Annotated in this window: 19 protein-coding genes; 11 read left to right on the top strand and 8 right to left on the bottom strand. The window is 64.7% G+C overall.

All coding sequences use genetic code 11. The features are described 5' to 3' along the window. Positions 1-133: 133 nt before the first annotated feature. From rpsM to CKY51_RS14005, 6 genes are all read left to right on the top strand, one after another. Positions 134-490: a 30S ribosomal protein S13 gene (gene rpsM / locus CKY51_RS14030; protein ID WP_031339948.1), complete on the top strand. Its 357-nt coding sequence runs from the start codon at positions 134-136 to the stop codon at positions 488-490. A 10-nt stretch (positions 491-500) separates the two neighbouring features. Then, on the top strand, positions 501-893 hold the full coding sequence (gene rpsK, locus CKY51_RS14025; protein ID WP_022972721.1) for a 30S ribosomal protein S11: 393 nt from the start codon (positions 501-503) through the stop codon (positions 891-893). 15 nt (positions 894-908) lie between these two features. After that, a complete protein-coding gene (gene rpsD, locus CKY51_RS14020) occupies positions 909-1,535 on the top strand; it encodes a 30S ribosomal protein S4 (RefSeq protein WP_152249379.1) in 627 nt (208 codons plus the stop codon). A 53-nt stretch (positions 1,536-1,588) separates the two neighbouring features. Further along, the gene (locus tag CKY51_RS14015) at positions 1,589-2,587 is read left to right on the top strand and encodes a DNA-directed RNA polymerase subunit alpha (RefSeq protein WP_022972719.1); all 999 of its coding nucleotides are present in this window, start codon (positions 1,589-1,591) and stop codon (positions 2,585-2,587) included. 180 nt (positions 2,588-2,767) lie between these two features. Further along, entirely contained in the window at positions 2,768-3,151 is a 384-nt protein-coding gene (gene rplQ / locus CKY51_RS14010) for a 50S ribosomal protein L17 (RefSeq protein WP_152249378.1), read from the top strand. Between the two features lie 166 nt (positions 3,152-3,317). After that, entirely contained in the window at positions 3,318-3,833 is a 516-nt protein-coding gene (locus tag CKY51_RS14005; protein ID WP_022972717.1) for a disulfide bond formation protein B, read from the top strand. 548 nt (positions 3,834-4,381) lie between these two features. On the opposite strand, the gene CKY51_RS14000 is transcribed toward CKY51_RS14005, so the two are convergent. Beyond that, a complete protein-coding gene (locus CKY51_RS14000) occupies positions 4,382-6,505 on the bottom strand; it encodes a TonB-dependent receptor (protein ID WP_152249377.1) in 2,124 nt (707 codons plus the stop codon). 218 nt (positions 6,506-6,723) lie between these two features. On the opposite strand from CKY51_RS14000, the gene CKY51_RS13995 reads away from it, so the two are divergent. Further along, complete coding sequence (locus tag CKY51_RS13995) at positions 6,724-8,115, top strand: class II 3-deoxy-7-phosphoheptulonate synthase (RefSeq protein WP_022972715.1); 1,392 nt, start codon at positions 6,724-6,726, stop codon at positions 8,113-8,115. Between the two features lie 86 nt (positions 8,116-8,201). Continuing rightward, positions 8,202-9,329, top strand: a complete 1,128-nt coding sequence (locus CKY51_RS13990) for a mechanosensitive ion channel family protein (protein ID WP_022972714.1) — start codon at positions 8,202-8,204, stop codon at positions 9,327-9,329. Here CKY51_RS13990 and CKY51_RS13985 read toward each other — a convergent pair. The 3 genes from CKY51_RS13985 to typA form a co-directional block, all read right to left on the bottom strand. Then, positions 9,316-10,923 carry an amidase gene (locus CKY51_RS13985; protein ID WP_022972713.1) on the bottom strand — a complete coding sequence of 536 codons (1,608 nt, stop codon included), beginning with the start codon at positions 10,921-10,923 and terminating at the stop codon, positions 9,316-9,318. The two genes, CKY51_RS13990 and CKY51_RS13985, sit on opposite strands and share 14 nt — an antisense overlap. Before the next feature lie 83 nt (positions 10,924-11,006). Continuing rightward, entirely contained in the window at positions 11,007-11,426 is a 420-nt protein-coding gene (locus CKY51_RS13980) for a DUF2127 domain-containing protein (RefSeq protein WP_031339939.1), read from the bottom strand. A 67-nt stretch (positions 11,427-11,493) separates the two neighbouring features. Then, a complete protein-coding gene (gene typA, locus CKY51_RS13975; protein ID WP_152249376.1) occupies positions 11,494-13,323 on the bottom strand; it encodes a translational GTPase TypA in 1,830 nt (609 codons plus the stop codon). Between the two features lie 220 nt (positions 13,324-13,543). On the opposite strand from typA, the gene CKY51_RS13970 reads away from it, so the two are divergent. After that, positions 13,544-14,038 carry a peptidylprolyl isomerase gene (locus CKY51_RS13970; protein WP_022972710.1) on the top strand — a complete coding sequence of 165 codons (495 nt, stop codon included), beginning with the start codon at positions 13,544-13,546 and terminating at the stop codon, positions 14,036-14,038. 119 nt (positions 14,039-14,157) lie between these two features. Next, positions 14,158-15,144 carry a malate dehydrogenase gene (locus CKY51_RS13965; protein WP_152249375.1) on the top strand — a complete coding sequence of 329 codons (987 nt, stop codon included), beginning with the start codon at positions 14,158-14,160 and terminating at the stop codon, positions 15,142-15,144. Between the two features lie 339 nt (positions 15,145-15,483). On the opposite strand, the gene CKY51_RS13960 is transcribed toward CKY51_RS13965, so the two are convergent. Continuing rightward, positions 15,484-16,098 (bottom strand): glutathione S-transferase family protein, encoded by a 615-nt coding sequence (locus tag CKY51_RS13960; protein ID WP_022972708.1) that lies wholly within the window; start codon positions 16,096-16,098, stop codon positions 15,484-15,486. A 180-nt stretch (positions 16,099-16,278) separates the two neighbouring features. Here CKY51_RS13960 and CKY51_RS13955 point away from each other — a divergent pair, with 180 nt between their 5' ends. Further along, positions 16,279-16,551, top strand: coding sequence for a hypothetical protein (locus tag CKY51_RS13955; RefSeq protein WP_022972707.1), 273 nt, complete (start codon positions 16,279-16,281; stop codon positions 16,549-16,551). A gap of 466 nt (positions 16,552-17,017) precedes the next feature. Here the strand turns inward: CKY51_RS13955 and CKY51_RS13950 are convergent, their stop codons facing one another. The 3 genes from CKY51_RS13950 to CKY51_RS13940 form a co-directional block, all read right to left on the bottom strand. Continuing rightward, entirely contained in the window at positions 17,018-17,479 is a 462-nt protein-coding gene (locus tag CKY51_RS13950) for a cell wall hydrolase (RefSeq protein ID WP_022972706.1), read from the bottom strand. A gap of 536 nt (positions 17,480-18,015) precedes the next feature. Next, positions 18,016-18,912, bottom strand: coding sequence for a glycerophosphodiester phosphodiesterase family protein (locus CKY51_RS13945; protein ID WP_031339934.1), 897 nt, complete (start codon positions 18,910-18,912; stop codon positions 18,016-18,018). A gap of 23 nt (positions 18,913-18,935) precedes the next feature. Then, a complete protein-coding gene (locus tag CKY51_RS13940) occupies positions 18,936-21,431 on the bottom strand; it encodes a TonB-dependent receptor (protein WP_031339933.1) in 2,496 nt (831 codons plus the stop codon). Between the last annotated feature and the right edge of the window lie 39 nt (positions 21,432-21,470).

Raw genomic sequence — 21,470 nt, 5'->3', positions numbered from 1 at the left:
TTCATGGAACCTCTGGTTCCACGGGCTTCAATGTAATCCGAGACCTTGCTACAATTCCAAGTTCACTTTTGATCCATCCTGCCGGATGGCGCCTGTGCGCCGTCGGGCCATCACTCAGTTGGAGAATCGCGTCATGGCGCGTATTGCAGGCGTCAACCTGCCAGCCCAGAAGCATGTCTGGGTCGGGTTGCAAAGCATCTACGGCATCGGCCGTACCCGTTCGAAGAAGCTCTGCGAAGCTGCAGGCGTTACCTCGACCACGAAGATTCGTGATCTGTCCGAACCCGAAATCGAGCGCCTGCGCGCCGAGGTCGGCAAGTACGTCGTCGAAGGCGACCTGCGCCGTGAGATCGGTATCGCGATCAAGCGTTTGATGGATCTGGGCTGCTACCGCGGCCTGCGTCATCGCCGTGGTCTCCCGCTGCGTGGTCAGCGCACCCGTACCAACGCCCGCACCCGCAAGGGTCCGCGCAAGGCGATCAAGAAGTAAGGGATAAATCATGGCCAAGCCAGCAGCAGCAAAGACGAAGAAGAAGATCAAGCGCGTCATCACCGATGGCGTTGCGCACGTCCACGCTTCGTTCAACAACACCATCGTCACCATCACCGACCGCCAGGGCAATGCGCTGTCGTGGGCCACGTCCGGCGGCGCCGGCTTCCGTGGTTCGCGCAAGTCGACCCCGTTCGCTGCTCAGGTTGCCGCCGAAAAGGCTGGCCGCGCTGCGCTCGACTACGGCGTGAAGTCGCTGGAAGTGCGTATCAAGGGTCCGGGTCCGGGCCGTGAGTCGGCCGTGCGTTCGTTGAACAACGTCGGCTACAAGATCACCAACATCATCGACGTGACGCCTATCCCGCACAACGGGTGCCGTCCGCCGAAGAAGCGTCGCGTCTAAAGGGAGCGATAAGAAATGGCTCGTTATATCGGTCCTACCTGTAAGCTCGCCCGCCGCGAAGGCGCCGACCTGTCCCTCAAGAGCCCGGCGCGTGCGCTGGATTCGAAGTGCAAGCTGGAGCAAAAGCCCGGCCAGCATGGCGCTGCGCGCAAGGGCAAGCTTTCCGACTACGCCACCCAGCTGCGCGAGAAGCAGAAGGTCAAGCGTATCTACGGTCTGCTGGAGCGTCAGTTCCGCAACTACTACAAGAAGGCCTCGACCAAGAAGGGCAACACCGGCGAGAACCTGCTGCAGTTGCTGGAAACCCGTCTGGACAACGTCGTCTACCGCATGGGCTTCGCCGTGACACGTCCGGCTGCCCGTCAGCTGGTGTCGCACCGTGGTGTGCTGGTCAACGGCAAGTCGGTGAACCTGGCTTCGTACCAGGTCAAGGCTGGCGATGCGATCACGCTGTCGGAAAAGGCACAGAAACAGTTGCGCGTGCAGGAAGCCCTGACCGTGGCTGAGCAGCACGACATGAGCCCGTCGTGGGTCGAAGTCGATTCGAAGAAGTTCAGCGGCGTATTCAAGGCCGTTCCGGATCGCGCTGACCTGCCGTCGGACATCAACGAAGCGCTGATCGTCGAGTTGTATTCGAAGTAATTCACATTGGAGAACCTCCGGCGCCGCCGGAGGTTCGCAGGAGACCCCGCAACATGACGGTTACCGCCAACCAGGTTCTGCGCCCACGCGGTCCGCAGATCGAACGCCTTACCGACAACCGCGCCAAGGTCGTGATCGAGCCGTTGGAGCGCGGTTATGGGCATACGCTGGGCAACGCCCTGCGTCGCGTGCTGCTGTCGTCGATCCCGGGTTTTGCGATCACCGAGGTCGAGATCGACGGCGTGCTGCATGAGTACACCACGGTCGAAGGTTTGCAGGAAGACGTGCTGGACGTCCTGCTGAACCTCAAGGACGTGGCGATTCGGATGCACAGCGGCGACAGCGCGACGCTCTCGCTGTCCAAGCAGGGGCCGGGGACGGTCACTGCGGCCGACATCCGCACCGATCACAACGTCGAGATCGTCAACAGCGACCACGTGATCTGCCACCTGACCAAGGATACGGCGCTGAACATGCGCCTGAAGATCGAGCGCGGTTTCGGCTACCAGCCGGCTGCTGCCCGTCGTCGTCCGGACGAAGAGACCCGCACCATCGGTCGCCTGATGCTGGATGCATCGTTTTCGCCGGTGCGTCGCGTTGCCTATGCCGTGGAAGCGGCGCGTGTCGAACAGCGTACCGACCTCGACAAGCTGGTGATCGACATCGAGACCAACGGCACCATCGACGCCGAGGAAGCCGTGCGTACCGCGGCCGATATCCTCAGCGATCAGCTGTCGGTGTTCGGTGATTTCACCCACCGCGACCGTGGCGCCGCCAAGCCGGCCACCAGCGGCGTGGATCCGGTGCTGCTGCGCCCGATCGACGATCTGGAGCTGACGGTGCGTTCGGCCAACTGCCTTAAGGCCGAGAGCATCTACTACATCGGCGATCTGATCCAGAAGACCGAGGTCGAGCTGCTGAAGACCCCGAACCTGGGCAAGAAGTCGCTCACCGAAATCAAGGAAGTGCTGGCACAGCGCGGCCTTGCACTGGGCATGAAGCTGGAGAACTGGCCGCCGGCCGGCGTCGCCCAGCACGGCATGCTTGGTTAATGCGTCAAGGCATGGGCGTCTTCGGGCGCCCATGCCGTTTTTCCTCATCGACAGGCTGAAGTCTGCGATGACATCCGGTCGAAGGACGGCCGGTTCGGACCAACCGCAGTCCATTCAATAGCGCCAGGATGGCGACAACGTCTCTCAAGCAGTCTCAACATTCCTTAGGAAATCACACTCATGCGTCACCAGAAATCCGGCCGCAAGTTCAACCGTACCAGTGCCCACCGCGAAGCGATGTTCCGCAACATGGCCGCCTCGCTGATCAAGCACGAACTGATCAAGACCACGCTGCCCAAGGCCAAGGAACTGCGTCGCGTCGCCGAGCCGCTGATCACCATCGGCAAGGTCGATGGCGTGGCCAACCGCCGCCTGGCGTTCGCTCGCCTGCGCGACAAGGAAGCCGTCGGCAAGCTGTTCGTCGAGCTGGGTCCGCGTTACCAGAGCCGTCCGGGTGGCTACCTGCGTATTCTCAAGTGCGGCTTCCGTGCTGGCGACAACGCACCGATGGCGTATGTCGAGCTGGTCGATCGTCCGGTCGTTGCCGAGGAAGTGACTGAGTAAGTCGCTTGCAGGCAATGCAATCAGAAAAGAGCCCGGCATGCCCGGGCTTTTTTATGCCTGCATGCGCGATAGCGCTTGGATCTGCGCTGCGACCGATCCATGCATGCACGTGGTGGCGATGCGAGGGATGACGGATAATGCGCCGATCATCATGTGAGCCGATCCGATGAATCCGTTCCGCTGGAGCTTTCGCGCGCAGTTTCTGTTCGGTTTCCTGATCTGCGCGGCCCTGCTGGGCTATGCGATCTATGTGCAGCTGCAGTTGGGCATCGAGCCGTGTCCGCTGTGCATCTTCCAGCGGATCGCCTTCGCCGCGCTCGGCGTGCTATTCCTGATCGGTGGCCTGCACGGACCCAGGGGAAGCGCGGGACGCAAGATGTATGGGGTGCTGGCCTTCCTGGCGGCCGGCATCGGCGCAGGCATTTCGACCAAGCATGTCTCGGTGCAGCTGTTTCCCGATCCGATGGCGTCCTGCGGCCCGCCGCTGGCCTTTTTACGCGAGACGCTGGGGCCGTTCGAGGTGATGCGCCGAGTGCTGACCGGTACCGGCGACTGCGGCAACATCGACTGGCGCTTCCTCGGCTTGTCGATGCCGATGTGGTGCCTGATCTGCTTCGTGTCATTGGCGCTCTTCGCGCTGTATGCGAGCTTCAAAGAACGGCGGCGGACGCTATTGCGCTGAAGGCGGGCGCTCTAGGGCTGCGGTAGCGGAGACAATGCTGATAGCGCTGCTACCGCGTGCTGGCGCAAGCGACAGGTCCGGTGGAACACGCTGGTCGCGCGATGCCGCGGCTTACATGCCGAGCGCATGCAAGAGTGCGCGGATGGGCCCAAGCAGGTGCAATGCCTGCGGGGAGGCTCGCACAAGCCGCCCCGATCGAGACGACCGGCGTGTGCTGGTCTGCGCCATCCTTGCGTTGCCGGAAAGCGTTAGCTTCAGCGGCCAGCAGGCGGCAGAAATGCCCGTGAATGGTGGCCGCGATTGCCGCGGTGCGTGCGGGATGCGTCCCTAGCTTGCCGCGAGGGCGAAAGAAACCGTCAGCGTGGAGCGAGGACGATGTGCTGGCGAGTGTGAGAGCAACTCCGGCAGCGCGCGGCATTCTCGATGTCACCCAGCGCAGCACGACGACCGGGCGATGTCCGGGGCATCACGTTGCGTTGCCCCTGCAATGATTTGATAAACAGACTGCCGCGCACGCGTCTGCGGATGCGCGGCAGGTGCCGACCTGCTTAGAAGTCCTGCTGCAGGCTTACGTAGACGCCACGACGCGGTGCCCACTGCGGCGCAAAGACGCCGATGCCGCCACCATCGCGGAGCTGGTAATGGCGATCGAGGACGTTGAGCGCAGCCAGTTGGACATGCAACGGATGCGTCTGGATGTCGAAGTCGTGGCCGACACTGACATTGAGCTGGAAGTACGACGGCAGCGAGGCACCGTTGGGAACGGTGTCGGTATCGGTTCGCAAGCCGCTGCCGAACAGGTAGTTCGCACCGACCTTGCTGCCTTCGCTGAAGGCGTAGTTGATGCCGCCGGAAGAGGTCAGCTTCTGGTCGTGATCCAGGTGGATCCAGTTGTCGTAGGTATAGGCGAGCGCATCAGGATCGAAGTTGTACAGGCTGGTCATGACCCGCTTGCCGAGCGCCTTGCTGTAGGCGACGTTGATATAGGCGGTCAGCGGGCCGTTGTCGTAGTCGGCGCTGAATTCGGCACCGCGGATCCGGCCATAGCGGTAGTTGAAGGTGGAATAGACGTACGCGGCGCCGAACTGTCCTTCGTCCTGCAAGCGCGCAGCTTCGCGGTAGTAGGTATCCAGGCCCAAGGTCAGGTGATCGGTGACCGCCTGCGAGATGCCCAGGTCGTAGTAGTCGCTACGTTCGCTGAGCGGCGTGGTGGGACCATTGCCCGCATCCTGCTGATTGGTGGTGCCGTCGTACAAGGCGATATCGCTGGTGGAGATCAGTTCGCTGGCTGGCGGGGTGAAGTAGCGCGCATATCCCGCATGCAGCGTTGTGCTCTCGCTGGCGTTCCAGACCACGCCCAGGCGCGGGCTGAGTTGGCCTTCGGTCTTGCCGAAGGCCTTGTACTTGTCGCCGCGCACGCCATAGTTGATGGTCCAGTCGTCGCCGATCTTCCACTCGTCCTGCAGGTAGAGCGCATACGTGCTGGCGTGGAAGCGGCTGGCGTCCGGGATGAACACCGGCACATTGCTGCTCTGGCTGCCGTCGTCGTTTGCCGGGAAGACATAGGCGTTGTTGCTGGCCACGGCGTGCTCGAAATTCCCGTACAGGCCATAGCGCAAGGTGTGCGAGCCTCCCCACGGCGTGGAGAAGTCGGCTTGCACCGTGTTGGCGCGGTTGCTGCGCTGCACCTGCGAGGCGATGCCGTTGAAGATCAGGTCGCCGGCGACATCGGGCGAGAACGCGACGCTGCTATAGCGTTGCCCGACCGAGACCTGATAACTGGTGTCGCCAATCGCGCCTTGCAGGGCGAGGGTGCCGAAGCGGGTGTTTTCGCGTTGGTTCTCGTCCAGTTGCGAGGAGTCGAAGTCGGTCATCCCCTGGTAGTCGTAGGCCGGCGTTTGCCCGGGATTGTTGGGGATCTGGAAGCGGTTGTTGGCGTAGCCGACCAGCACGCTGAGCCGGGTGTCGTCGTTGACCAGATAGGTCAGGTCGGCAAAGCCCTTGCCCTGATGGGTCTTGTCATGGATCGGGTTGAGGCTGTCGACCGGATTTTCCAGACCGATCTTGTTCTGATCGTAGTCGCCGCTGACGAACCAGCTCCAGCGTCCCTCGCTTCCCCACAACGATGCGTTCGGATTGATCTTTCCGAATGCACCGGCGGTGATGCCGACGCTGCCGCCATTGCCGAGTTCTGCCCCGTTCTTGGTGGTGATGTCGACCACCGCGGCGGTGCGATCGCCGAACTGCGCCGGTAAGGCGCCATCGAGCAGCTTGACGCTCTTGATGATGCGCGGCTGCAGGCTCTGGCCGAAGCCGGAAATGGACTCGGGGATCATCACCCCGTTGATGCGGTACTGCAGATTGGCGTGGTCGCCACGCACATGGATGCCGCCATAGGAGTCCTGCACCACGCCGGGGGCCTGCAGCAGCACCTGGTTGAGCGGGGTCGCCGCGCCCAGGGGCAGGCGATCGATGTCTTCGGCGGTGATCGCCCACTGGCTGCTGCCGATATCCGGCGACAAGGCGTTGCGCGCCGCTTCGAGCTTGGCAAAGACATTGACCGTCTCCAGATCGGTGGTGGAGGCGGGCGCGTCGTCGGCGGCGAACGCCTGACTGGCGGGTACTGCCAGCAGGGCAACGGTGATGGCGGCGGAAAGGAGGCGAGGGGTCATGGCGAGCCGTACGGTCGGGTGAAAGGAGTGTTATGGAATAACACTGCGCCCGTTCGCCAGGACCGGCGTAGGTCGAAAGTCATGCTTGCCGGCCAGGCTTTGCTTCTGGTTCAGGTCGCTGGACGCGTTTGGCACTCGCCAGCGCCTTCTGAGGCCCTTGGCCCTTTGCGGGAGAGCCGGGCCTCTGCCACCATCGCAGGCCACTTCGGAGTCCTGTGATGAATGCTTCCGCCGTTCCCTCCGTCTCTGCGCCCGATTCCGCCTGGACGCCCGGCAGTTGGCGTGGCAAACCGGCCCTGCAGATGCCGACCTATCCGGACCAGGCGGCGCTGCAGGCGGCCATGGACGAGCTGGGGCAACTGCCGCCGTTGGTAACGTCGTGGGAAATCTTCGCGCTCAAGCGCCAGCTCGCCGAAGCACAGGAGGGCAAGCGCTTTCTGTTGCAGGGAGGCGATTGCGCGGAGAACTTCAGCGACTGCGAATCCGGGCTGATTTCCAATCGGCTCAAGGTCTTGCTGCAGATGAGCCTGGTGCTGGTGCACGGCTTGCGCTTGCCGGTCGTGCGGGTCGGGCGTTTCGCCGGGCAATATGCCAAGCCGCGCTCGGCCGATACCGAAACCCGCGGCGGGGTGACCTTGCCCAGCTACCGCGGCGATGTAATCAACGCGCCGGCATTCACCGAGGCCGCGCGCGTCCCGGACCCGCGCCGCATGATCACCGCTCACTCGCGCTCGGCGATGACGATGAACTTCGTCCGCGCACTGATCGATGGCGGCTTCGCCGACCTGCATCACCCCGAATACTGGAATCTGGATTGGGTGGGCTATTCGCCGCTGGCGACGGACTACCAGAAGATGGTGTCCTCGATCGGCGATGCGGTGCGCTTCATGGAAACGCTGTCCGGCGCAGAGGTCTACAACCTCAATCGCATCGATTTCTACACCTCGCACGAAGCGCTGTTGCTGCCGTACGAAGAATGCCTGACCCGGCAGGTCCCGCGGCAGTGGGGCTGGTTCAACCTCAGCACCCACTACCCGTGGATCGGCATGCGCACGGCCGCGCTGGATGGCGCGCACGTGGAATATCTACGCGGGGTACGCAACCCGATCGCGATCAAGGTGGGTCCGTCGGTGCAGCCGGACCAATTGCTGCGGCTGATCGATGTGCTCAACCCCGAAGACGAACCCGGGCGTTTGAGCTTCATCCATCGCATGGGCGCGGCGCAGATCGCCGAAAAGCTGCCGCCGCTGCTGGAGGCGGTCAAGCGCGATGGCCGGCGCGTGCTGTGGGTCTGCGATGCGATGCATGGCAATACCGAGAGCACCGGGAATGGCTACAAAACCCGGCGTTTCGACAACATCCGCAGCGAGGTGGAGACCTCGTTCGATCTGCATGCCGCCGCTGGCACGCGGCTGGGCGGCGTGCACCTGGAGTTGACCGGAGAAGATGTCACCGAATGCACCGGTGGCGCGCGCGAGCTGACCGAGCGCGATCTGGAGCGCGCCTATCGTTCGAGCGTGGATCCGCGGCTGAACTACGAACAGTCGCTGGAAATCGCGATGGCCATCGTCCGCAAGCAGCAACAGGTCAGTGCCGGGCCGGCAGCATGAGGCCGCCGTCGAGATGACGTGACGCTCATGCCCGATGCGGCATGCTCCTGCGGCCATCCCTCTTTCCCCACCGCAGGAGGAACGGTTTGATCGCCGATTGGACTGTCGTTCGTGCTTATCTGATTCCGTTGGGCACCGCGTTGCTCGCCGGATTCGTTACCTGGTCGTTGATGCTGTGGCTGTTCCGCCGCATGCAGGATCGCGACTACCGTCGCGCCCGCATCATTCGCGTGGTCACCTTGCCGGCCGCCTTCATCCTGCCGCTGCTGTTTCTCGGCGTGGCGACCGAAGCGACACCACTGGCCGGCAAGGCCTTGGCCGCCGTGCAGCACTTGCTGCATGTGGGCATCGTCGGCTGCGTGACGTGGTTGCTGGTGCGGGCGGTGGCTGCAGGCGAAGTGGCCATCCTGCGCAGCAATCCGATCGAGGTGGCCGACAACCTCACCGCGCGCCGCATTCAGACCCAAACACGGGTGCTCAGCCGCGTGCTGATGGGGGCGGTGATACTGTTGGGTGTATCGGTCGTGCTGCTGACCTTTCCGCAGGTCCGCCAGATCGGCAAGACCTTGTTGGCCTCGGCCGGCATCATCGGCCTGGTTGCCGGTATCGCCGCCAAGCCGGTGTTCGGCAACCTGATCGCCGGCCTGCAGATCGCACTGACCCAGCCGATCCGCCTGGACGATGTGGTCATCGTCGAAGGCGAGTGGGGACGCATCGAAGAGATCGGCAGCTCCTACGTCGTGGTGCGTATCTGGGACCAGCGGCGCATGGTGGTGCCGCTGACCTGGTTCATCGAAAACCCCTTCCAGAACTGGACGCGCAGCAGCGCCGACCTGTTGGGCACCGCCTTCCTGTGGCTGGATTACCGTACGCCGATCGCCGCGATGCGCGCCGAATTGGAACGCATCTGCCACAGCGAGCCGCTGTGGGACGGACGGGTGTGCGTGACCCAGGTGACCGAGACCAGCGAGCGCACGATCCAGGTGCGCTTGCTGGTGAGCGCGCGCAATTCCGGCGACGCCTTCGACCTGCGCTGCCTGGTACGCGAGCGCATGATCGACTTCCTGACCCGGGAACATCCATATGCGTTGCCGCGCATGCGTGCGGAAATCGCCTCCGAGGAGGGCGAGCCACGCCGCGCGCCGACGCCGGTGGCGCCCGAAGGCGTGCGGTCGCCGGGCGCGGAGGACGGCGAACCGGCTACGGCGTCGTGAGCGCCGCCCCAGCGGCGATGCTGGCGCGATAGGTCGGGGCACTGCGCGCATGGCTGCGCTGCTCGTAGGCGTACGCCAGCGCGATCAGGCGGGGTTCGCTCCAGGCGGTGCCCATGAACAGCAGTCCGACCGGTAAGCCATCGATCTGCCCCATCGGCACGTTGAGGCTGGGGTAGCCGGCGACCGCAGCGGCGCCATACCCGGCACCGGGAAAGCGGTCGCCCTTGGCCAGATCGGTGACCCATGCCGGGCCGGTGGTGGGCACGATCAAGGCATCTAGGCGATCGGCCTGCAGGGCGGCGTCGATCCCCTCCGGGCCGGCCAGACGGCGGGCGTCGGCGCGTGCGCGTAGATAGCGCGGATCGTCCAGCGCCGGGGCGGCCTGTGCCTGTTCGAATAATTCCTGGCCGAAATACGGCAATTCCCGTGCGGCCTGGGCACGGTTGAAGGCGATCAGCTGTTGCAGGTCTGCCACCGGCGCGCGGTGTTCGCGCAGATACCGGTTCAAACCGGCCTTGAATTCGCTCAGCAGCACGACCTGTTCGGCGTCGTCCCAGCGGCCGTCGGTCGCCAGCCGGGTCTCGACCACGGTGGCGCCGGCAGCGCGCAGGGTCTGCACGGCGCGGTCCAGCACCGCCGCCAGGGCAGCATCCTCGCGCAACGGATTGCGCAGTAGGCCCAGGCGTGCGCCATGCAAGGCATTGGCATCCAACTGCGCGGCGTAGTCGGGCGCTGTCGGTGCCGCCGCGGTAGCGGAGTCCTGCGCGTCGGCGCCGACAATGGCCTGCAGCAGCAGGGCGGCATCGGCCACGCTGCGGGTCATGGGCCCGGCGGTGTCCTGGCTGGCGGAGATCGGGATGATGCCGTCGCGGCTGACCAGCCCGACCGTCGGCTTGAGTCCGACCAGCCCATTGACCGCGGCCGGGCAGGTAATGCTGCCATCGGTCTCGGTGCCGATGCCGACCGTGGCCAGGCTGGCAGCGATGGCCGCGCCAGTGCCGGCGCTGGACCCACAGGGGTTGCGGTCCAGCGCATACGGATTGCGCGTGAGGCCGCCACGCGCGCTCCAGCCCGAACTGGAGTGGGTGGAGCGGAAATTGGCCCATTCGCTGAGATTGGTCTTACCCAGGATCACGGCACCGGCGGCACGCAGCCGCTGTACCAGGAAGGCATCGCGACTCGGGCGGAACTGCGCCAGCGCAAGCGAGCCGGCACTGTTGACCATGGGGAGCGCGTCGATGTTGTCCTTCAACAGCACAGGGATGCTGTGCAGCGGTCCGCGGAGCTTGCCGGCCTGCCGCTGCGCATCCAGCGCGCGGGCGTCCGCCTCGGCCTGCGGATTGAGTTCGATGACGGCATTGAGCCGTGGCCCATCACGATCGATGCGAGCGATGCGCTGCAGGTAGGCGCGGGTCACTGCCAGGCTGGTGGTGTCTCCGCGCGCCATTTGCGCCTGCAGCGTGGCGATATCGACCTCTGCAAGCGCGACGGGAAGGGCGTTGGCCGCCGGTTCGGCGTGTGCGGCCGGGCGCGGCGATGGAGCGGTATCGCAGGCTGCCAGCGCAAGCAGCAGGGGGAGCAAGACCAGGCGCATGGAGGATTCCCCGTTGGGCTGCCTCGCAGGCTAGCGGGGCAGCGACAGGGTGACAATGCGGGGTGCGCGATCGCGCAGCAGCGTCAGCGGCGCCGACGCTTTACCAGATCGCGTGCCAGCACGCCGACGATCAGCAGGTTGATTGCCAGCACGCCCCAGGCGGTCCAGCCAGGGTGACGGATGATGCCGTAGACGTCGAACGGCAGATAGATCGCCGCCGACAGGCAGCCCAGCAGCGAGGCCCAGGCCTTGGCGCGCCACAGGCCCCAGGCTTCGAACACATGCAGCAGGCCATAGGCCAGCGCCACCGCAGCCGCCAGATGCACGGCATCGGGGCTGATGGTCTTGAGCAGGGACGGCAGCGCACCATGATCCGGGTCGAGATTGAACCGCCGGATCAGCTTGCTGACCGCGTGCTGCAGCGGCAGAGGGCCCAGTAATTCCAGGCCCGTTGCCGCCGTCAGGGCGAGCACACCCTTGACCGCCTCCAGCAGGGCGATCATGTGCAGGCCCGGATGCGCACGCGGATCCGGGCTGTACGGCGTCTTGCTCACGCAGGAACGCTCAGGCTCAGCCGTTGCGACCGGCGCGCTTGCGCTCGTTCTCGGTCAGGTGCTTCTTGCGCAAGCGGATTTCCTTCGGGGTGACTTCGACCAGCTCGTCGTCCTCGATGAAGTCCAGTGCCTGCTCCAGCGAGTACTTGATCGCCGGGGTCAGCTTGATCGCATCGTCCTTGCCTGAAGCGCGCATGTTGGTCAGCGGCTTGGTCTTGATCGCGTTGACGGTCAGATCGTTGTCCTTGGAGTGGATGCCGATCAGCTGGCCTTCGTACACATTGTCGCCTTCGGCAGCGAACAGGCGGCCACGCTCTTCCAGCGGCCCCAGCGCATAGGCCGGCGTTGCGCCCGGCGCATTGGCGATCATCACGCCGTTCTGGCGCTTGGCGATCGCACCCTGCTCCTTCGGGCCGTAGTGATCGAACACGTGGAACAGCAGGCCCGAGCCCTGGGTCAGGGTCTTGAACTCGTTCTGGAAGCCGATCAGGCCACGCGCCGGGATCATGTAATCCAGACGCACGCGGCCCTTGCCGTCCGGCTCCATGTTCTTCAGCTGGCCCTTGCGGGTGCCCAGCTTTTCCATCACCCCACCCTGGTGCTGTTCTTCGATGTCTACCACCAACTGCTCGATCGGCTCCATCAGCTGGCCGTCGATTTCCTTGATGATCACTTCCGGACGCGACACGGCCAGTTCATAGCCTTCGCGGCGCATGTTCTCGATCAACACCGACAGGTGCAGCTCGCCACGGCCGGAGACCAGGAACTTGTCGGCGTCCGAGCCTTCCTCGACCTTCAGCGCCACGTTGTGCACCTTTTCGCGCTCCAGGCGCTCGCGCAGCTGGCGGCTGGTCAGGAACTTGCCGCCGGACAGGTCCTTGTTGCCGGCGAACGGCGAGTTGTTGACCTGGAAGGTCATCGAGATGGTGGGCTCGTCGACCGTCAGCGCCGGCAGCGCTTCGGGATGTTCGAGCGCACACACGGTGTCGGAAATGGTCAGTTCCTGGATGCCGGAAATGGCGACGATGTCGCCGGCTTCGGCGCTGTCCTGCTCGATGCGCTCCAGGCCGAGGAAGCCGAGCACCTGCAACACCTTGCCCTGACGCTTCTTGCCTTCGCGGTCGATCACGCTGACCGGCATGTTCTTCTTCAAGGTGCCGCGCTGGATCCGGCCAATGCCGATCACGCCGACGAAGTTGTTGTAGTCCAGCTGGCTGATGCGCATCTGGAACGGGCCGTCCGGATCCACGCTGGGGGCCGAGACGTGCTGCATGATCGCTTCGTAAAGCGGGGTCATGTCGCCATCGCGCACGCTCGAATCCAGGCTGGCGTAGCCGTTCAGCGCCGAGGCGTAGACGATCGGGAAATCCAGTTGCTCATCGGTGGCGCCGAGTTTGTCGAACAGGTCGAACACCTGGTCGATCACCCAGTCAGGGCGCGCGCCGGGGCGGTCGATCTTGTTGACGACCACGATCGGCTTGAAGCCCATCGCGAAGGCCTTCTGGGTCACGAAGCGCGTCTGCGGCATCGGGCCGTCCATCGCGTCGACCAGGATCAGCACCGAATCCACCATCGACAGCACGCGCTCGACTTCGCCACCGAAGTCGGCGTGTCCTGGGGTGTCGACGATGTTGATGCGGTTGCCCTGCCAGGTGATGGCGGTGTTCTTGGCCAGGATGGTGATGCCGCGTTCCTTTTCCTGGTCGTTGCTGTCCATCACCCGCTCGGCCAACACCGTGCGCTCGGACAGGGTGCCGGACTGCTTGAGCAGCTGATCGACGAGGGTGGTCTTGCCGTGGTCGACGTGGGCGACGATGGCGATGTTGCGGAGTTTTTCGATGGACATGCGGAAAGGGCCCCTGTCTGGCGCCAGTCTTGAGGTGAGGTAAGCCCAATATTATAGCCGTTTCGTTGCCGCCCCGTTGCGGGGCGCGTCGGCGGCGCCTCAGGCGCCTATTCAGCTTGCCCCGCAGGACTCGACCTTGGTCGCAGATCTCGCGGTCCGGCAGGCCCTGCGGTGTATCCTAATGGACTGACGTAACTCCCCTGAACCCGCAAGGATTTCCATGTCCCTGATTGCCCATTTCGATACCGCCCGTGGCCCGATCGCGGTCGAGCTGTTCGCCGACAAGGCGCCGCTGACCGTGGCCAACTTCGTCAACCTGGCCAAGCGCGGCTTCTACGATGGTCTGAACTTCCACCGTGTGATCGCCGACTTCATGATCCAGGGCGGTTGCCCGGAGGGTTCCGGCCGTGGCGGCCCGGGCTACCGGTTCGAGGACGAGACCAGCAACGGCGTGTCGCATGAGCGTGGCGTGCTGTCCATGGCCAACGCCGGCCCCAACACCAATGGCAGCCAGTTCTTCATTACCCACACCGCTACCCCGTGGCTGGACGGCAAGCACACCGTGTTCGGTAAGGTCGTGCAGGGCCTGGACGTGGTCGACAGCGTGGCCCAGGGCGACGTGATCAACAAGGTCACCATCGAAGGCGATGCCGACGCGGTGCTGGCCGCCAAGGCCGACCGCGTGGCCGAGTGGAACAAGATCCTCGCCGCCTGAGTCCGATCGTGCGGATGGTCGCCGTTGGCGGCCATCCGCCAGTCTCAGCGCGCCGCCAGGCCATCGGCCCCGCCCGTGCGCGCACCCCCATACCCGCTTTTTAGCAGAGGAAACACCCCATGAAAGCACCCGTTCGTGTTGCTGTGACCGGCGCTGCCGGCCAGATCGGCTATGCCCTGCTGTTCCGCATCGCCTCCGGCGAAATGCTGGGCAAGGACCAGCCGGTGATCCTGCAGTTGCTGGAACTGTCCAACGAGAAAGCCCAGGCCGCGCTCAAGGGCGTGATGATGGAACTGGAAGACTGCGCCTTCCCGTTGCTGGCCGGCATGGTCGGTACCGATGACGCCGAAGTGGCGTTCAAGGACATCGATGTCGCGCTGCTGGTCGGCGCGCGTCCGCGCGGCCCTGGCATGGAGCGCAAGGACCTGCTGCTGGAGAACGCCAAGATCTTCACCGCGCAGGGCGCTGCGTTGAACAAGGTCGCCAAGCGCGACGTCAAGGTGCTGGTGGTCGGCAACCCGGCCAACACCAATGCCTACATCGCGATGAAGTCGGCGCCGGACCTGGATCCGAAGAACTTCACCGCCATGCTGCGCCTGGACCACAACCGCGCGCTGAGCCAGTTGTCGCTCAAGCTCGGCAAGCCGGTCGGTGGCATCGAGAAACTGGTGGTGTGGGGCAACCACAGCCCGACCATGTACCCGGACTACCGCTTCGCCACCGCAGACGGCGCGTCGATCGGCGATGCCATCAACGACCAGGAATGGAACGCCGGCACTTTCATCCCGACCGTGGGCAAGCGCGGCGCGGCGATCATCGAGGCGCGTGGCCTGTCGTCGGCCGCCTCGGCCGCGAACGCCGCCATCGATCACGTGCGTGACTGGGTGCTGGGCAGCAACGGCAAGTGGGTGACGATGGGCGTGCCGTCCGATGGTTCCTACGGCATTCCGGAAGGGGTGATCTTCGGTTTCCCGGTGACCACCGAGAACGGCAAGTACACCATCGTCAAGGACCTGCCGATCGACGATTTCAGCCAGAAGTACATCGACAAGACCCTGGCCGAACTCGAAGAAGAGCGCGGTGGGGTGTCGCACCTGCTGGGCTGATCGCTGCTGCGATCGTGCTGTAACGAAATGCCGGGCATTGCCCGGCGTTTCGCGTTTCAGAGGCACGGATGCCGGTCACGTCTGGCGTCTGGCTCAGTGTTGCAAGCAGGAGCCGCTAACAGATTGCCAGTGCTATCCCGAACGGAGGCGACTCATGCTCGCTGTATTGGATCGGCGCACGTGCGTTGACGGGTGACGCATACATCACCGCTTGCAGTGGCGGGCCTGTCTCTGCAAAAGCGTTGATTGGCGTGTCGGTCAAAAACTAGTACCTGTGCGGCATCCTTCATCGAGCGCACCGACGCGGGCCACTGGCGTCTACTGGCGCCGCTCGCAGGCTCAGTTCAAACCTTCCGCTTTGAGTGCGGCCTGCACATCGGCGTCGGCCAGCATGCGCTGGAAGAATGCCTCCAAGGCGTCCAGGCCGCTCAAGTCCACACCGGTCTTGCGTGCCCAGCGCAAGGTGACGAACAGGTAGGCGTCGGCACCGGTATGCGCATCGCCCGCCAGCCAGCTGCGGCCTTGCAGATGCGCGTCCGCCCGCTGATAGAGCGTGCGCAACTTACTGCGTGCATCGTCCTGGCTGCGGGTGATCAGCTCCGGGTCCTGCAGATAGGCCGTGCTGCCGAACAGCGGCTTGAAGGTGGGATGGACATCGGCATTGCAATAAGCGATCCAGCGATTGATCTCCGCGCGGCTGCGGGCGGTGCCGTCGCCGCCCAGCGGGGTGAGCGGAGCGACATCGGCGATGTAGTTGAGAATGGCCGCATTCTGTGTCAGCGCCCAGGCGTCGATCACCAGCAGCGGGACTGCGCCGGCGGGATTCAACTGCAGGTACTCGGGCGACTTCATCGTTGCGGCGTCCACCACCACCAAGTCGAATGGCAGGCCCGACCAGCGTAGGGCGATGTGGTCTGCGAGCGAACAGGCACCTGGTTTGGTATAGAGCTTCATGGTCGATCCCGGTAGGCAGGTGGCTGCAAGCTTAGCTGGACGGAGGCAGGCCAGCACGTGGCGGTTGCAGTGGCACGCCGGCCGGCATCCCGGCGCCGCTGTTCGCCATCGGCGGAACGTTGGGCGGTCTGCGGGGGTGGCGTTGCCAGCGACCCGTCATGGCCCGGCATGGATGCGTGAATGGCGGCGCTGGCGCGCACGGCGGCGATGGGTTCCGGTGCATCGCGCGCGTTTCTGGCGTCGGTGATCTCCGCCGTCGAAGCGACGCAGGTGCACGGATTGCTGCCGCTGCTGGGTGCCTGTGCGATCGCCTGCCTGGTCTCCAGTTTGCTGATGCGGCAGACCATCATGATCGAGCATTCGTGCGGCGTGGCGCGCGCGTACCGGTGGACTACAGCGCCGACCAGTTGGATCAGATGGCCGTGGGCGACGCGTGCAGCCGCGCAGTGGTGAGCCTGCAATCGCCCCAGTCCCTGGGTGAGAGGTGCGCCACCGGTTGGTGCAGCGAGGCGCAGAGGTCAGCCACCACGGATTCCCGGTGCGTGCACCCGACGACACGCGATATGGCATGGTGATGCGCGCAGAGGGACTGCATCCTTGTCATGCAGATGCGCTACTGCTGGCGGCATTGCTGCAACGCGCACCGGTGGTCATCGAGCGGACGCTTTCGTTGCGCGAAGGGCCGCCCTTACGGCCGATGCCGGTGTCGGCCGTTGGTCGTCGTCGTCGATGCCCAGAGCTTGCGTGTCGTCGGTATTCTCACGCGGAGGGATCTGTTGGCCGTGCGTGCCAGTCGGCTGCGGGGTGCGCGCGTTAGCAGCAGTGGTCGCGTCGGTAGATCCGCACAACGCGCGCGGGAGAGCGCCTTGCCGCCGCGCGCCATGTGCGATCGCGGCCGGCGATGCGCGATGCGACCTGCTTATGACGCGGTGCGCGGACGCAGCGTCTGCACGCGGTAGAACGTGTGGTCGCCGATGGTCGCGACCTGATAGGCGTTGCGCCAGCTGGGGCTGGCCACCGCATTGGCGGCGAAATGACTTGCGCCCGGAACGATTTCCTTGCGTTGGCCAACCGGCAATGCCCAATTGCGCTCGGCCGCCAACGCGACGTCCAGCGCCTTGTTCCAAGCCGCGTCGTTCTTCAGTTGGGTGCCGGGCGAGACCAGCGTGGGTGCGAACTGCTTGCGTGCGGTGACCACTTGGCACATCGAATCGCCCCACAGGCCGCTGTCGAGCCGGCGCAGCGCCACTTCGGCAACCGCTTGTTGACCCCGCAGGGTCTGGTCACGCGCTTCCAGATAAACGGTCGTGCTCAGGCACAACGAATCGGCGGCCGGCTGCGGCAACAACTGCGACAGCCAAAGAATCCAGGCCAGTTTCATAGAACTCCTTGCTCCGTGTGGGCCTTACCGCAGCGCATCCAGTCGAATACGCGCGCAGAGGGCTTGGCGTCATGGGGAGGCGGCCTGTCACGGGCCGCCCGGTCGCCGGCACGAGAACAGTGGCCGGCCGATCCGCCGGAGGTGGCGGATCTGAAAGTTGCCGCACGATAGGGAGCGGTTCCCCAATCGCGACTGAATCTGGAAGATTGACAGCGATCACGCCCTCTGGCGCGCTTTTGCAATCTACACAAGCTCGTCACGCGAAAAAACGTCGCCGATAGCGCATTTCGTCTCGCGACGTTGTGTCACGTCGATGTGGCCGCGAGTGTTTCGTCTGTGCTCCAGGTGCACGTCGCCGCTGCGGTGGCATGCGGATCTCTGGCCTGCATGCGTGCATGCATAAAGCAAACATCGCAGTTTTTCGGTGTCGCGCACACAAGCATCTTCTGTGTGCAGTCGGCCGCCCAGTGCATGATCGACGCCACCTGGGGTGACGTCGACGATAACGTGCACGTCGTTGCCAAAGACCGCTGCGATCAGCGTGGTGTGCCTGCAGCCTGCAGATAGCGTTGCAGTGCCAGCGGTTCGTCGGTCTGGATCATGCTGACGCCATCCTTGCGTAGCACTCCCCAGACCTGGGCCGGGTCTTGCAGCGCGCGTTGGTCGGTGTAGTCACCGGACAGGCGCATCGGCCGGCCGCTGGCGATGTCGTTGGTCATCGTGTTGATGAATAAGCGCGCGCGGCCTGCCAGTTCGCGTTGTGCGATGCGTAGCACCGCGGGATCATCGAACATCACCTGCACGACAGTTGGCCGCAACGCTGCAGCACGACGCAGCGCTTGCCGCGGCGACATGGTGGCATCGCGCTGCGAGTACAGCACCTGCACCGCGATGTCGGCCTTGCGGGCGCGCTGCATAATTGCGTCTGGCACATCCAGCGGGACGTTCAACAGCACATCCCGCTGCGCGCCTGCCGCCTCGACGGCATCCAGCAGCTGGTCCAGTGCCGCCGCTTTGACGTCCAGGTTCACCAGCACGCGGCCGCGTGCCATTGCCAGTGCTTCGGCAAGCGTGGGCGGATGGCGCTCTGTCACGGTGCTGCCGTTGCCTCCGCCCTGGCTGCGGACGTGCAATGCGGCGATCTGTGCAGCGTCCAGCTCGGCCACTGCGCCGTGACCATCGGTGGTGCGGTCCACGGTCTCATCGTGCATCAGCAGCAAGCGGCCGTCGCGGCTGGTGCGCACGTCGATCTCCACCATGTCCACACCGCGCGCGATGCAGGCGGCGATGCCGTCGACGGTGTTTTCCGAGGCGAACTTCCAGCAGGCGCGGTGGGAAACGACCAGTGTGTCGCCACGCGGGTCGCGCAGTCGATCAGGCAGGCTCGGTGGCGCCGCTGCCGCCAGCAGCGGCAGCGCGAATGCAAGACTCATCATTAGGCTTCGGTAATGCATGCTCACCACCTCCAGGTCAGCGATGCGTTGTAGTTGCGACCGAAAATCGGGCGCGCGTAGATCGCATCGGCGGTGCCTTGCCCGGACAAGGTGTCCACGCGCGCGTTGCCTTCGGTCAGCCCGAGATCGTTGCCGGCGTTGGCGGCGTGCAATTGCAGCTCCAGGTGATCGCTCAACTGTGCGAACAAGCCCAGGTCGTACGTGGTGTAAGCCGGAAGCGCGGTGGCGTTGGTGTAGTCGACATAGCGCTGGCCCATGCGATAGGCCGTGGCCGATACCTGCAATGGACGGCCGGCGATGTCCAGATACAAGGTCGGACTCAAAGAGGCGATGAACTTGGGGATGCGCGAGATCTGCTTGCCGTCCAGATTGCCGTAGCTGGCGCCGGTAGTGGCGTTGCTGAGGCTGCGCGTCTGCGGGTCCTGCAGCGTTGCCGAACCGGTGATGCCGAACAGCGGTGATGGACGCCAGTTGAATTCCGATTCCAGCCCGAGCGTGCGGGTCTTGCCGACCAGCGACAGGGTCTGCACGGCGCCGGCGTCGTTGAGCACGATCGCGCTGATCGACAGATCGTTGAAGCGGCTCCAGAATCCGACGGTGGAGAACGAGAAGCTGTTGCCGAAGCTGCCGCGCAGGCCGGCCTCGGCTTGATCGATGTCGGTGACCGCAGCGTTCTGTGTCTGGTACACGTTCTGCAACCTCGGCAGGCGCTGCGATTCGGTGTAGCGGGCGAACGCCTGCAGTTGTGGGGTCAGCGCGAAGTCGCCGCCGAACGTCCACTGGGTTGCGTGGCGGCGATCGCTGCGCGTGGCGAAGGCGCCACTGAGGCCGCCGACGTTGTCGTCGGCCAGCGTCGTGGGATCGCCGAGGTTGCGTGTGCTGATGCCATAGAGGCCACCGTTGGCGCTATAGCGGGTGGTGCGCACGCCAGCGTCCAGGCCGAGGCGGCCGAAGCGCACGGAGTCCCACAGATAGGGCGAGAGATAGGTCGCGTTGACGAAGCCGCTGGTGACGCCGTTGCCGTAACGCACGAACCCATTTTGGGTGACCGAACCGACCACGTTGCCGGTTGCATCGTAGGCCAGTACGTCCAGGCGCTGGGCATGATTCTGCAAACTGGTCAGCACGGTGTTCTGCAAGCGGTCCTGCGCGAACTCGACGTGCTGCACGTTCACGCCAGCGGTGAGCGTGTGCTTGCCGAGGACAGACGCGTCGAACGCTTTGCTCAAGCGCAGGTCGTCGGACAAGGTGCGCAGGTGGGTGCGCGCGTTCCATAGCCCGCTTTCCAGCACCAGGCCATCGGCGGCGGCGGGATCGTAGCTGGCACCGGTACGGCTGGCGACGTAGCCGACGCGGGCGACGCCAGTGCCGAATCCGCTGCGCGCGCGGCCGAGCTGCGTGGTGAGGTAGGCGTTGGCGTCGTATGGCGCAGCGCCGGAAAACAGCGCGGTGTAGTCCACCTCCGCATCGACCACGCGCATGCGGTTGTTGAGGGTGAGGCCGTCGCCCAGCGTCCAGTCCAGGTGCGTGCCCAGTTGCTTGACCTTGGCATGGATGCCATCGGCGAGGTCCAGCGACCGGCGCAGGCTGCGGTTGCCGTCGAAGGTGGGAATGCTGCTGTGGCGCAAGTCCTCCGATAGCAGGGTGCCATCCAGCGGGTCGATCAGCGCATCCAGCGACTGCGCGGGATTGCGTGGATCGGCCAGTGGGATCGGGTTGTAGAAGGTCGTGCGGTCGTCCAGATACTTGCCGTCGACATCGAGGATCGCATCGCCGATCAGAAAGGTCAGGGTGCCGCGGAGTTGACCGCCACGATCGGCGGTGTAGCCGGTCGGGCGCAATCCGTCGTCGCTGCGGTGGAAGCCGCCGATGCTATAGAGCACATCTTCGCTCAGTGGGCCGGCGCTGTAGGCGTCCTCGCGGCGTAACCCATTGCTGCCGACCGTCATCCTCGCCGCACCTTCGGCAGTGGCGGTGCCGTGGCGGGTGATCGCGTTGACCGTGCCGCCGGGCGCATTGGTCGCGAACAGGGGCGAGGTGCCGCCGCGTACCACTTCCAGGCGCTCGGTCATCATGTCCAGCGAGAACAGCGTGTCGATGTTGAAGAAGCTTTCCTGCGGCTCGTCGAACAGGGTCAGTCCGTCTTCCTGATATTGCACGTAGTACCAGCCCCCGGCCGGCAGGCCGCGCACGTACAGGTTCTGGCCGCCGCCTTGGCCGCCGGAGGGCTCGGCGGAAAAGCCCGGGACCGCACGCAGCATGTCCACGCTGCTGCTCGGGCTGCTGCGGTCCAGGCGTTCCTTGGACACCACGCTGATCGCGAACGGCGCGTTCTTCTGCGACTGGCCCTGCGGCGTGCCGGTGACCACGATCTGGTCCAGGGTCGTGGTGCCATCGGCGGGTGCCTCCGGTGGTTGTTCTGCCTGTGCGGCAGCGGTGTAAAGAGCGGACGCGAGCGCCAGGGCAAGCAGGCGCGGAGATGGAGTGACAGTGTGCATGGAGCCCCCAATTAAAAGAATGTAGGTTTAATACTATTC

This window comes from Xanthomonas maliensis (genome assembly GCF_009192945.1).
Lineage (GTDB): Bacteria > Pseudomonadota > Gammaproteobacteria > Xanthomonadales > Xanthomonadaceae > Xanthomonas > Xanthomonas maliensis.
Note: the sequence above shows the minus strand (reverse complement) of the source record. Positions and strands in the feature narration are given on the sequence as shown.